This window comes from Sphingomonas sp. VDB2 (assembly GCF_047946695.1).
GTDB lineage: Bacteria > Pseudomonadota > Alphaproteobacteria > Sphingomonadales > Sphingomonadaceae > Sphingobium > Sphingobium bisphenolicum.
Genome location: NZ_CP159615.1, coordinates 780,910 through 793,139 on the forward strand (window position 1 = coordinate 780,910; position 12,230 = coordinate 793,139).

Sequence of the window (12,230 nt, forward strand, 5' to 3'; positions counted from 1 at the left end):
AGATCACCCATGGCCACCAAGGCAGTTACCGACCTCAGCTTCCAGGATGACGTCATTAATTCGGACAAGCCCGTCCTCGTCGATTTCTGGGCCGAATGGTGCGGGCCGTGCAAGATGATCGGCCCGGCTCTGGAAGAAATTTCCGAAGAACTGGCCGACAAGGTGACGATCGCCAAGATCAACATCGACGAAAATCCTGATGCGCCGGGCCAATATGGCGTGCGCGGCATTCCGACGATGATCCTGTTCAAGAATGGCGAAGCGGCCGCGACCAAGGTCGGCGCCGCGCCCAAGAGCGCGCTCAAGGGCTGGATCGAAAGCGTTCTCTAATGCTCATGCGGTCGTGCCGGGCCGAACGGTCTAGCACGACCGGCACAGCCGGCCCCTATGTCAGCGGGATCATCACCGACTGGGCATAGGCCGGTCGCGTGCGCAGCCGGTCGTACCAGGCACGCACATGCGGCACGTCGGGCCGTTCCATGTCGAGCGTGAAGAAAGTGTGGGCATAGACGCCCATCGGCACGTCCGCGACACCGAAAGCGACACCTGAAAGCCATGGTTGCACTGCGAGCGTGCGGTCCAATATCCGCATCGCCGCGCCCGATGCGGCAGCGGATGTCGCCAGCAACTGTCCATCTCGCTGTTCGGGCCTGCGCCGCACCAATTGCAGGAACGCGTCGCGCTGGGCGTCGGCAAAGGCGAATTGCCAGTCCATCCACTTGTCGCCCTGCGCCCGTTCCGCGGGATTGGCGGGCCATAGGGCAGGGGCGTAACGCGCCGCCAGATAGCGCAGGATCGCGTTGGATTCCCACAAGGTGACGTCGCCATCCTCGATCGTGGGGATCAGCGCATTGGGGTTTTTCGCCAGATAATCCGCGCTCATCCCGAACGCGCCGCCGACATCGTGGCGGACATAGGGCAGGCCGATCTCGTCGGCGAACCAGACGATCTTCTTCACATTATGCGAGTTCAACCGGCCCCAGATCGTCAGCATCGCATGTCCTTCTATCCGAACAACGTCGCCGCCGCCTTGTCCCACAGCCGGGGCGAAGAAGCGCCCATCAGCCCGCGGCGGAGGTCGCCCACGACATAGGGCGTGCCGTCGGTGCGCTGGCAGCAGCCGCCCGCCTCATTGACGAACAAAGTGCCCGCCGCATGATCCCAGGGCAAGGTCCGCGCGAACACCGACACGTCATTCTGCCCCAGCACCAGCCGGGGATATTGCTCCGCGGCGCAGCGGGGAATGTCCACCAGCGTGAAGCTGGCCTGCGACCGGCGCTGGATGTCGGCGCGTTCTTCCGCCGACATGAAATAGACCGCCAGCGCCGCGATCGGCAGCGCGCCGCCGGTTTCGCGGGCCTGCACCCGTTCGCCATCGACATGGCTGCCGCCGCCCAGCATCGCGTGGCAGAGCCGTCCAGTCAGCGGGTCGTATATCCAGCCGGCCAGCGTCGTGCCGCCATCGACCAGCGCGACGATGATGCCGAAGGGCGCCTTGCCCGCCGCGAAATTGCCGGTGCCGTCGATCGGGTCGATGATCCAGTTCAGCCCTTCGCCCGCCCGGTCGAGTATGGCGGGGTCGGCGGCGCAGGCTTCCTCGCCGATGATCCCGGCTTCGGGCAGGATGGCGGCCAGCCCTTCAGCGAGGCGGATCTCGCTTTCCTTGTCGGCGATGGTGACGAAGTCGTTCGCCGCCTTTTCGCTGATCTCGTCGCTGGCCAGATTCTGGTAGCGCGGCATGACGATGTCGCGGCCCACCGATCGCATCAGCGCCACGACGGGATCATGCAGTTCCAGCATCAGCTGCGATAATCCGCGTTGATCGAAATATAGCCGTGGGTCAGGTCGCAGGTCCACACCTGCGCCCGGCCTTCGCCCAGCCCCAGGTCAACGCCGATCTGGATATCCTGTCCCTTGAGGTGGGCGGCGACTGGCGCTTCGTCATAGCCCTCGACCGCCAGGCCGCCGGTCGCCACCTGCGTCGCGCCGAAGCGGATCGACAGCCTGTCGCGGTCGGCCGGTTCGCCCGCTTTGCCGACGGCCATGACGACCCGGCCCCAATTGGCGTCCTCGCCCGCGATCGCCGTCTTCACCAGCGGCGAGTTGGCGATCGACAGCGCGATGCGATGGGCGCTGGCGTCGCTGTCCGCGCCTTCGACTATGATGTCGATGAACTTGGTCGCGCCTTCGCCATCGCGCACCACCAGATGGGCGAGCTGGCGGCAGAGGTCATGCAGCGCCGCGTTGAAGGCGTCGGCGCCGGCATCGTCCATGCTGGTGATCGGCGCATGGCCCGCCTTGCCGGTGGCGAAGGCCAGCACCGTGTCGCTGGTCGATGTGTCGCTATCGACCGTGATGCAGGAGAAGCTCTTGCGGTTCGCCGCCGACAGCATCTGTTGCAACAGGGCCGGATCGATCGCCGCGTCGGTGAAGATATAGCCCAGCATCGTCGCCATGTCGGGCGCGATCATGCCCGATCCCTTGATGATGCCGACCAGTTCCACCCGCGTGTCACCGATCATCGCCGACACATGGGCGCCCTTGGGGAAAGTGTCGGTCGTGCCGATCGTGGTCGCGGCCTCTTCCCAGTTGCAAGGCGCAGCGGTGAAGGCGGCTTCCAGGCCCGCTTCGGCTTTGTCGATGGGCAAAGGCACGCCGATCACCCCGGTCGAGGAGACGAAGATGTCGGAAGGCAGGCAGCCGAGGTGATTGGCGACCTTGGCCGCTATCGCCTCCACCGCAGCGCGGCCGCGATGGCCGGTAAAGGCGTTGGCGTTGCCGGCATTGACCACCAGCGCCCGCGCGGAGCCGAGCGGAATGGCGTCCCGACACCATTCGACTTCGGGCGAGGGGCATTTACTCTGCGTCGTGACGCCCGCGACGGCCGTACCCGCGTCCAGTTCGACATAGGTGAGGTCGCAGCGCGTCCACGCCTTGTATCCGGCGCGGGCGGTGCGTAGCGTCACCCCGTCAATGGCGGGCAAGTCGGGGAATGAGGCGGGTGCAAGGGGCGAGCGCTGGGTCATGCCGCGCGAAATGCGTCAAAATCGGGCAGGGGTCAATCTTTCCGCGACGGGCCTGACGGATGATCGCGCAGGTACAGTTGCCCTACGCCATCGGGCATCGTCACTATGCGATAGCCGTGCTGGCGAGCATAGGCGACCAGCGGGTCATCGGGCCGCAACGGCAATTTGCGGGTGCCCGCTTCATAGCCGGTCAGGATGGCGGCGGGCGGATCGCGGTCCATGTCGGGCAGCGTCGCCGGGATCATGGCGTGGACCTGCCGCGCCAACACCGGCCCCATCGTCCATCCGGTCCGCCAGGCGAAGGGACCGGCGGCGAAGCGCGGGTCGAGATCGAGACCGCTGCCCAGGATCATGTGTGGCGACAGGGTGGCGATGGCATTGCCCCGGCCCATGGCGCGGACCGTCGCCCCGGCCCAGCGCGCGGCGGCATCCGCTTCCAGCACCGGCGATCCCGTGCGAAGCATCGCTACCACATGCCGGGTCGCGGGCAACATGCCGGGAATGGCGGCGAGACAGAGCAGGCCGAGCGAGGCCTGACGCGGCGCGAACGACCAGCGCCGCGCGTCGTCGAGGAGATAGCCGAGCGCCAGCGCCAGCGGCGGCAGCAGCGGCATGACATATTGCACCTGTGAGGGCGTCGGCATCGCCGCGCCGATCAGCGCGCCTGCGGTCATCCAGATCGCCAAACGCCGTCCAGGCGAGCGCACGCGCCGGCGGGTCATGATCCAGTTGGCCGACAGCAGGAGCAAGGCGGCAAGTGCCGGCCCCTTCCACAGATATTTGAGCAGGTCGGTCAGCTTTTCGACGGTCGCCAGTTCATCGAATGCGCCATTGACCGCATACCAGGCATGGGGCGCGGTCGCGCCGAAGGTCAGCACGCCATAGAAGAAGGCATCGGGTGCCAGCGCCCAGGCGACCAGCATCGGCGTCATGCCCGTCATTGCGCCCGCCGCCAGCCAGCCAGCCGCACGCAGGCCGCAACGGCCGCCGGCGCTGATGACGAACAGACCGGTCATCAGCCCCAGCGGCGCGAAATTGAGTTTGGTCGCGATGGCGAGGCCGAACAGCGATCCCGCCGCGAACCAATAGCGGCGCGTGCAATGGCGCATCGCGAGCAGGCTGACAAGCAGCCCCATGGACGACAAAAGCGTCGGCAGCATGTCGTTGCGCACGACGGCGCCAGTGAACTGGAAGGCGGCGGTCGCCCCGACGAGGAGGGTCGCGATGGCGGCGCTGTCGCGCGAAATGCCCGCGATCCGCTGGCCCGCCCACAGGGTCACCAGGGTAAACAGGGCGGTGACGGCGGTGGCCAGCCGCATCGCCACCACCATATGGTCGGGGACGAACAGGGCGAGCGGCGCGAAGGTCCAGCTATGCAGCGGCGGCTGAAGATAGAGGAAGTCGCGGAAGATCAGCAGGCGGCTGCTGAAATAGGCGCCGGCGACATATTGGCTTTCATCATGGTCGAACGGGGTCGCGGTCGCGGTCAGGCCGAACCAGAGGATCAGCGCCATCGCCACCAGCGTAGCGATCGGCAGGGCGCTGCTGGGCGCGCGCGCCAGAACGATTGAACGAAACAAATGTGCGACCCTTGCTCTTGTCGCGCTCTTGTGGCGCAGCTTGCGCGAAGTGCAAAGCCTTCGCGTTGGCATGACGCCACCGCCCGACCAAAGCCGCCCGACCAATGCCACCTGGCGCAATAGTGTGACGGGCGTGCGACAGCGCGCGTGGCAGGGCGGATGACGGGGCGAGTTCAGCCGCAGTCTGATTGACTAAAGGATGTGCCGTGCCTAAATCGCGGCGCATATCCGCGCGCGTTCCTCACAAGGGAGCCGTGCGCCCCTCGGTAGCTTAGGAAATTGCATGTTCGGCGCACTCGCCAAGTCCATCTTCGGATCGTCCAACGAACGTTATGTGAAGTCGCTGGGCAAGACCGTCGACCAGATCGCCGCATTCGAACCGACGATGCAGGCCATGAGCGACGAGGAACTGGTCGGCCAGACGGCGAAGTTCCGCGAACGGCTGGCCAATGGCGAAACGCTTGACGCCCTGCTGCCCGAAGCCTTCGCCACGGTGCGGGAAGCCGGCGTGCGGGTACTGGGGATGCGGCATTTCGACGTGCAGATGGTGGGCGGCATGGTCCTCCATCGCGGCGAAATCGCCGAAATGCGCACGGGCGAGGGCAAGACGCTTGTCGCGACGCTCGCCACCTACCTTAACGCGCTGGAGGGCAAGGGCGTCCACGTCGTCACCGTGAACGATTATCTGGCCAGTCGCGACTGCGAATGGATGGGCCAGGTCTATCGCTTCCTGGGCCTGACCACCGGCGTCATCGTGCCGAACATCAGCGAAGACCAGCGGCGCGAAGCCTATGCCGCGGACATCACCTATGCGACGAACAACGAGCTGGGCTTCGACTATCTGCGCGACAATATGAAATATGATCGCGCGTCGATGGTCCAGCGGCCGTTCAACTATGCGATCGTCGACGAGGTCGATTCGATCCTGATCGACGAGGCGCGCACGCCGCTCATCATCTCCGGCCCCACCGACGACAAGTCGGAACTGTATGTCGCGGTCGACGCGATCGTGAAGCAGTTGGTCGACGAAGATTATGAGAAGGATGAAAAGCAGCGCACCGTCACGCTGACGGAGGACGGCACCGAGAAGATCGAGCGTCTGCTGGAAACCGCAGGGCTGCTGCAGGGCAGCAACCTCTATGATTTCGAAAATACGCAGGTCGTGCATCATGTGAACCAGGCGCTGCGCGCCGTGGTGATGTTCCGCCGCGACATCGATTATATCGTCAAGGACGGCAAGGTCGTCATCATCGACGAATTTACCGGCCGCATGATGGACGGTCGCCGCTGGTCGGACGGCCTGCACCAGGCCGTGGAAGCCAAGGAGGGCGTCCAGATCGAGCCGGAGAACCAGACGCTGGCGTCGGTCACCTTCCAGAATTATTTCCGCATGTATCCCAAGATTTCGGGGATGACCGGCACCGCGTCGACCGAAGCGACCGAATTCTATGAAATCTACAAGATGAACGTCGTCACCATCCCGACCAACAAGCCGGTGCAGCGAGTCGACGAACAGGACAGCTTCTACAAGAATATCGAGGACAAGTTCCGCGGCATCGCCAGGACGATCAAGGAACATGCAGAAAAGGGCCAGCCCGTGCTGGTCGGCACCGTGTCGATCGAAAAGTCGGAAATGCTGTCCGAGTTCCTGAACCAGGACGGCGTGCCGCACGCGGTGCTGAACGCCCGCTTCCACGAGAGCGAAGCGCATATCGTCGCGCAGGCCGGGCGTAAGGGCGTGGTGACGATCGCCACCAACATGGCGGGCCGCGGCACCGACATCCAACTGGGCGGCAATCTGGAGCTGCGAGTCGAGGACGAGCTGCGCGACATGCCCGAGGGGCCGGAGCGCGACGCCGCGATCGAGCGCATCCGCGTCGAGATCGCCGCCGAAAAGGCCGAAGTGCTGGCCGCAGGCGGCCTGTTCGTGCTGGCGACCGAGCGTCATGAAAGCCGCCGCATCGACAATCAGTTGCGCGGCCGTTCGGGCCGTCAGGGCGATCCGGGCCTGTCGCGCTTCTACCTCAGCCTCGACGACGACCTGATGCGCATCTTCGGCCCGGACACGATGTTCGCCAAGATGATCCGCTCCAATCTGGAGGATGGCGAGGCATTGCCGCCGTCAAAATGGCTGAGCAAGGCGATCGAGACGGCCCAGCGCAAGGTCGAAGCGCGCAACTACGACATCCGCAAGCAGGTCGTCGAATATGACGACGTGATGAACGACCAGCGCAAGGTGATCTACGAGCAGCGCGCCGACATCATGGATGCCGACACGGTCGATGACGTGGTCGCCGACATGCGCCATGAGACGGTGAACGACCTGGTCGGCGCATCCTGCCCGCCCGGCACCTATCCTGAACAGTGGGATATGGAGCGGCTTAAGGCCCGCACGGCCGAGATATTGGGCCTGGAACCGGACTTCGACGCCTGGCTGGCCGAGGATTCCGTCGATCCGGAAATGATCGAGGAACGGCTGTCGGCGCTGGCCGACGAAGCCGTCGCGGAGAAGGTCAAGGAGGTCGATCCGTCCGACTGGCACATGATCGAAAAATCGATCCTGCTCCAGAGCCTGGATCATCATTGGAAGGAGCATCTCTCGACGCTCGACGCGTTGCGCCAGGTGGTGCATCTGCGCGCCTATGCGCAGAAAACGCCGATCAACGAATATAAACAGGAAGCCTTCGCCCTGTTCGAGCGGATGCTGGAGAATATCCGCGAGGATGTGACCGGATCGATCGCCCGTGTGCAGTTCCGCATGGACGAGGCGCCGATGCCGCAGTTCGACCTGCCGGTGCTGCCCGACTTCATCACCACCCATATCGACCCGTTTTCGGGCGAGGACAACAGCGCGGACATAGATGGCGGCAGCTTTGGCGGCATCACCACCACCATCCCGCGCGCGCCGGTCGGTAACGGCCAGCCCGGCGAGTTCGCCAATCTCGACATCAGCCGCAATGCCCCTTGCCCCTGCGGGTCGGGCGAGAAATACAAGCATTGCCACGGCGCGCTGGCCTGAATTGAGGGGGGACGGGCGATCCCGTCCTCCTTTGCGGCCAATCGGTCGTTAACCAGCCGGCTTAGTGTTTTCGCAACTTTATCGGTCGAATGTAGGCTGATCCCGGGGGGCATACCGGGAGAGAAGGCCATGGACAGCATTTCCTATCGCGCCCGCGCCGAACGCCGACGCGAAAGCCGCCTGGCCGCCGAGGTCGGAGCGATGCTGCACTGGGATGGGATCAGTCAGCCCGTCACGATCCGCAATATCTCCATCTATGGCGCGCTGATTGTCGGCGCCTGGCTCCCGACCATCGGCGAGCGCGTGACGCTGATCGCCGATGGGCTGGAAGTTTGCGGGACGGTGATCTGGGAAGGCCCGGATCGCTGCGGCTTGCTGCTCAGCCATGCGATCGACCCGCTCGCCGTCATCGCCGAAGCGCGCGTCCATGCGGTCGATCATCCCCCGATCACGCTGCACCGCATCGGCCCGGGCAGCTACGCCTGACGACGGGCTTTCGCGCCTGATTTACTCCTGACTCATAAATCATACGAAAATACTATGCCGGCGGCGCGCTCCTCCTCTCGCATTCCACCGCGCTGACCGCCTAATTGACCTCCTGCAGCCGATCCTGCCGCCTTCGCGGCGACGGCGTGCGGGAGAATTTTCATGCAGGACATCCTCTGGATCGGCCTCATCCTGATCCTGGCGGCGGCAAGCCTTGGCTATGTCGCGCTTTGCGACCATGCGTGAGGGGGCGGCCGTCATGACGCTCGACCTCTGGCTCGCAGCCATCGCCGCGCTCGGCCTTCTCGCCTACCTCGCCGCCGTGCTCGCACGGCCCGAACGTTTTTAGGGAGGGTCCGCGATGACTTTCCAGGGATGGCTGCTGATCGCGGCCTTTGTCGCCATCTTGCTGGCGCTTACCAAACCGCTCGGCCTGTGGCTGTTCGCCCTCTACGAAGGGCGGCGCACGCCGCTGCACGCTGTGCTTGGCCCGGTCGAGCGAGGCTTTTACCGTCTGTCCGGGGTCGACCCGGCACAGGAGCAGGGCTGGCGGCGCTACGCCGTGCATATGCTGCTCTTCAACCTTGCGCTGGCGCTCTTCACTTATGCAGTGCTGCGCTTGCAGGGGCTGTTGCCGCTCAACCCGATGGGCTTTGCCGGTACGAGCGACCATCTGGCGTTCAACACCGCCATCAGCTTCGCCACCAACACCAACTGGCAGAGCTATGCGGGGGAAACGACGCTGTCGAACCTGTCGCAGATGCTGGGGCTGGCGATCCATAATTTCCTGTCGGCGGCGACCGGCATCGCGCTCGCCTTCGCGCTGTTCCGTGGCTTCGCCCGTCGAAACGCAGCGACGATCGGCAATTTCTGGGCCGATATGACGCGGGTGACGCTCTATCTGCTGCTGCCGCTGTGCATCCTCTACGCGCTGTTCCTGATCGCGAGCGGTGTGCCCCAGACGCTCGCAGGATCGGTCGACGTGACGACGCTGGAGGGGGCAAAGCAGGGGCTGGCACTCGGCCCGGTCGCCAGTCAGGAAGCGATCAAGATGCTGGGCACCAATGGCGGCGGCTTCTTCAACGCCAATAGCGCCCATCCGTTCGAGAACCCCAGCGCGTTGACCAATTTCATGCAGATGCTGTCGATCCTGGTCATCGGCGCTGGCCTGACCTTCACCTTCGGCAAGGCGGTCGGCAACACGCGTCAGGGCTGGGCGATATTGGCGGCGATGATGACCATCTTCCTGGTCGGCGTCACCATCGCCTATTGGCAAGAGGCCGCCGGCAACCCGATCCTGCATGGCCTGGGCGTCGCGGGCGGCAATATGGAGGGTAAGGAAGTCCGCTTCGGCACCGCGGCATCGGCGCTCTTCTCGGTCGTCACCACGGCGGCAAGCTGTGGCGCGGTCAACGCCATGCATGACAGCTTCACCGCGTTGGGCGGGATGGTCCCGCTGTTCAATATCCAGTTGGGCGAAGTGGTGGTGGGCGGCGTCGGCGCGGGCATCTACGGCTTCCTGCTATTCGCCATCCTCGCCGTATTCGTCGCCGGGCTGATGGTCGGGCGGACGCCCGAATATGTCGGCAAGAAGATCGAGGCGCGCGAGGTCAAGCTCGCGGTGCTGGCCATCGCCGTGCTGCCGCTGGTCATATTGGGCATGACCGCGATCGCCAGCGTCACAGACGCAGGTCTGGCCGGGCCGCTGAACAAGGGGCCGCACGGCTTTTCCGAAATCCTATACGCCTTCACCAGCGCGGTCGGGAATAACGGGTCGGCCTTTGCCGGCCTCACCGCCAACACGCCCTTCTATAACGGCTTGCTGGGCGTCGCGATGTGGATCGGCCGCTTCTTCATCATCATTCCGATGCTGGCGATTGCAGGCGGACTGGCGGCCAAGAGCCACACGCCGGAAACGGCCGGCAGCTTCCCCACCACCGGGCCGCTATGGACCGGCCTGCTGATCGGCATCGTGCTGGTCGTCGGCGGCCTGACCTTCCTGCCCAGCCTCGCCCTTGGCCCCGTCGCCGATCATCTCGCGATGATCCACGGCCAGACATTTTAACGGAGCATCCTCATGGCACGCACCGCGTCCAAATCGCTCTTCACCGCCGACCTGATCCTACCTGCGATCGGCGACGCCTTTCGTAAGCTTGCTCCGCGCGAACTGATCCGCAATCCGGTGATGTTTACCACCGCCATTGTCGCGGTGCTGCTCACCATTCTGCTGGCGGTGGGGCAGGACAGCCTGTCGCTCGGCTTCAAGCTGCAACTGGTCGTCTGGCTGTGGCTGACCATATTGTTTGGCACCTTTGCCGAAGCGCTCGCCGAAGGGCGGGGCAAGGCGCAGGCCGCCTCGCTGCGTGCCACGAAAGCAGAACTGACGGCCAAGCGCCTGAAAAAGGACGGCGAGACTTTCGACGCCGTCACGGCCAGCGCGTTGCGGATGGGGGATGTCGTGCTGGTTGAAACCGGCGACTTGATCCCGTCCGACGGCGAAGTCGTGGCGGGCGTGGCGTCGGTCAACGAAGCCGCTATCACCGGCGAATCCGCGCCGGTGATCCGCGAGGCGGGCGGCGATCGGTCCGCCGTCACCGCAGGGACGCGCGTCATTTCCGACCGGATCAAGGTCCAAGTGACAGTCAATCCGGGGCAGGGTTTCCTCGACCGGATGATCGCGCTGGTCGAGGGGGCCGAGCGGCAGAAGACACCCAACGAGATCGCGCTGACGCTGTTGCTGGTCGGCCTGACCATCATCTTCCTGATCGCCGTGGCGACGATCCCCAGCTTTGCCCATTATGCCGGCGGGGCGATCCCGGTCGCGGTGCTGGCGGCGCTGTTCATCACCCTGATCCCGACCACTATCGCGGCGCTGCTGTCCGCCATCGGCATTGCCGGGATGGACCGGCTGGTGCGGTTCAACGTGCTGGCCAAGTCGGGCAGGGCGGTCGAGGCGGCGGGCGATATCGATGTGCTGTTGCTCGACAAGACCGGCACGATCACCGTGGGCGACCGGCAGGCGACCGAGTTTCGCACTGTGGGCGGCGCCAGCCAGGCACAACTGGCGGAAGCCGCGCTGCTCGCCAGCCTGGCGGACGAGACGCCGGAAGGCCGGTCGATCGTGCTGCTTGCGCGCGAACGCTTCGGGCAGACGGCGCAGGCTTTGCCCGACGGCGCGGAAGTCATTCCTTTCACGGCGCAGACACGTATTTCCGGCGTGGAAACCGGCGGCGTGCGTATCATCAAGGGCGCGGTGGATTCCGTGCTGAAAGCGCTTGGCTCGAATGCGGTTGGAGATGCCGACGAACTACGCCGCATCACCGACGAGATTGCGCGCGCGGGCGGTACGCCGCTGGCGGTGGCGCAGGATGGCCGGCTGCTCGGCGCGATCTTTCTGAAGGACATCGTCAAGGCGGGCATCCGCGAACGGTTCGGCGAATTGCGCCAGATGGGCATCCGCACCGTGATGATCACCGGCGACAATCCGCTGACCGCCGCGTCGATCGCGGCCGAGGCCGGGGTGGACGATTTTCTGGCGCAGGCGACGCCGGAGGACAAGCTGGCGCTGATCCGCAAGGAGCAGCAGGGCGGGCGGCTGGTCGCCATGTGTGGCGACGGGACCAATGACGCGCCCGCGCTGGCCCAGGCCGATGTCGGCGTGGCGATGAACACCGGCACGCAGGCGGCGCGCGAAGCGGGCAATATGGTCGACCTGGACAGCGATCCCACCAAGCTGATCGAGGTAGTGGGGCTGGGCAAGCAATTGCTAATGACCCGCGGCGCGTTGACCACCTTCTCGGTCGCCAATGATGTCGCCAAATATTTCGCGATCATCCCGGCGATGTTCGTGACGCTCTACCCCGGCCTTGGCGTGCTAAACGTCATGGGGCTGGGCACGGCGCAAAGCGCGATCCTGTCCGCGATCATCTTCAATGCGCTGGTTATTCCCTGCCTGGTGCCGTTGGCGCTCAAAGGCGTGACCTATCGGCCGATCGGCGCGGGGCCGCTGCTGGCGCGGAACCTGGCCATATATGGTTTGGGCGGACTGGTCGCGCCGTTCGTGGGGATCAAGCTGATCGACATGGCCGTCAACAGCCTCGGCCTCGCCTGATCGAAAAG

General features: G+C 65.0%; 10 protein-coding genes. 6 read left to right on the forward strand and 4 right to left on the reverse strand.

The window, feature by feature from the left end:
* Nucleotides 1-9: 9 nt before the first annotated feature.
* Nucleotides 10-330 carry a thioredoxin TrxA gene (gene trxA, locus ABT375_RS03945; RefSeq protein WP_066602036.1) on the forward strand — a complete coding sequence of 107 codons (321 nt, stop codon included), beginning with the start codon at nt 10-12 and terminating at the stop codon, nt 328-330.
* Nucleotides 331-385: 55 nt separating this feature from the next.
* Here the strand turns inward: trxA and ABT375_RS03950 are convergent, their stop codons facing one another.
* The 4 genes from ABT375_RS03950 to ABT375_RS03965 are packed head-to-tail and all read right to left on the reverse strand — an operon-like array spanning nt 386 to nt 4,606.
* Complete coding sequence (locus tag ABT375_RS03950; protein WP_416464198.1) at nt 386-994, reverse strand: glutathione S-transferase family protein; 609 nt, start codon at nt 992-994, stop codon at nt 386-388.
* Between the two features lie 11 nt (nt 995-1,005).
* On the reverse strand, nt 1,006-1,800 hold the full coding sequence (locus tag ABT375_RS03955) for an inositol monophosphatase family protein (protein ID WP_416464199.1): 795 nt from the start codon (nt 1,798-1,800) through the stop codon (nt 1,006-1,008).
* Nucleotides 1,800-3,026, reverse strand: coding sequence for a bifunctional glutamate N-acetyltransferase/amino-acid acetyltransferase ArgJ (gene argJ / locus ABT375_RS03960; protein WP_416464200.1), 1,227 nt, complete (start codon nt 3,024-3,026; stop codon nt 1,800-1,802). Before argJ ends, ABT375_RS03955 begins: the two co-directional genes overlap by 1 nt.
* Nucleotides 3,027-3,058: 32 nt before the next feature.
* Nucleotides 3,059-4,606: an ArnT family glycosyltransferase gene (locus ABT375_RS03965; protein ID WP_416464201.1), complete on the reverse strand. Its 1,548-nt coding sequence runs from the start codon at nt 4,604-4,606 to the stop codon at nt 3,059-3,061.
* A gap of 283 nt (nt 4,607-4,889) precedes the next feature.
* Between ABT375_RS03965 and secA the strand changes: the two genes are divergently transcribed.
* The 5 genes from secA (at nt 4,890) to kdpB (ending at nt 12,222) form a co-directional block, all read left to right on the forward strand.
* The gene (gene secA / locus ABT375_RS03970) at nt 4,890-7,625 is read left to right on the forward strand and encodes a preprotein translocase subunit SecA (RefSeq protein ID WP_416464202.1); all 2,736 of its coding nucleotides are present in this window, start codon (nt 4,890-4,892) and stop codon (nt 7,623-7,625) included.
* 129 nt (nt 7,626-7,754) lie between these two features.
* A complete protein-coding gene (locus ABT375_RS03975) occupies nt 7,755-8,111 on the forward strand; it encodes a PilZ domain-containing protein (protein ID WP_224546206.1) in 357 nt (118 codons plus the stop codon).
* Between the two features lie 259 nt (nt 8,112-8,370).
* Nucleotides 8,371-8,460, forward strand: a complete 90-nt coding sequence (locus tag ABT375_RS03980; protein ID WP_224546205.1) for a potassium-transporting ATPase subunit F — start codon at nt 8,371-8,373, stop codon at nt 8,458-8,460.
* Nucleotides 8,461-8,472: 12 nt separating this feature from the next.
* Nucleotides 8,473-10,176, forward strand: coding sequence for a potassium-transporting ATPase subunit KdpA (gene kdpA / locus ABT375_RS03985; protein ID WP_416464203.1), 1,704 nt, complete (start codon nt 8,473-8,475; stop codon nt 10,174-10,176).
* A 12-nt stretch (nt 10,177-10,188) separates the two neighbouring features.
* Nucleotides 10,189-12,222, forward strand: a complete 2,034-nt coding sequence (kdpB, locus tag ABT375_RS03990) for a potassium-transporting ATPase subunit KdpB (RefSeq protein WP_416464204.1) — start codon at nt 10,189-10,191, stop codon at nt 12,220-12,222.
* The last annotated feature ends 8 nt before the right edge of the window (nt 12,223-12,230 follow it).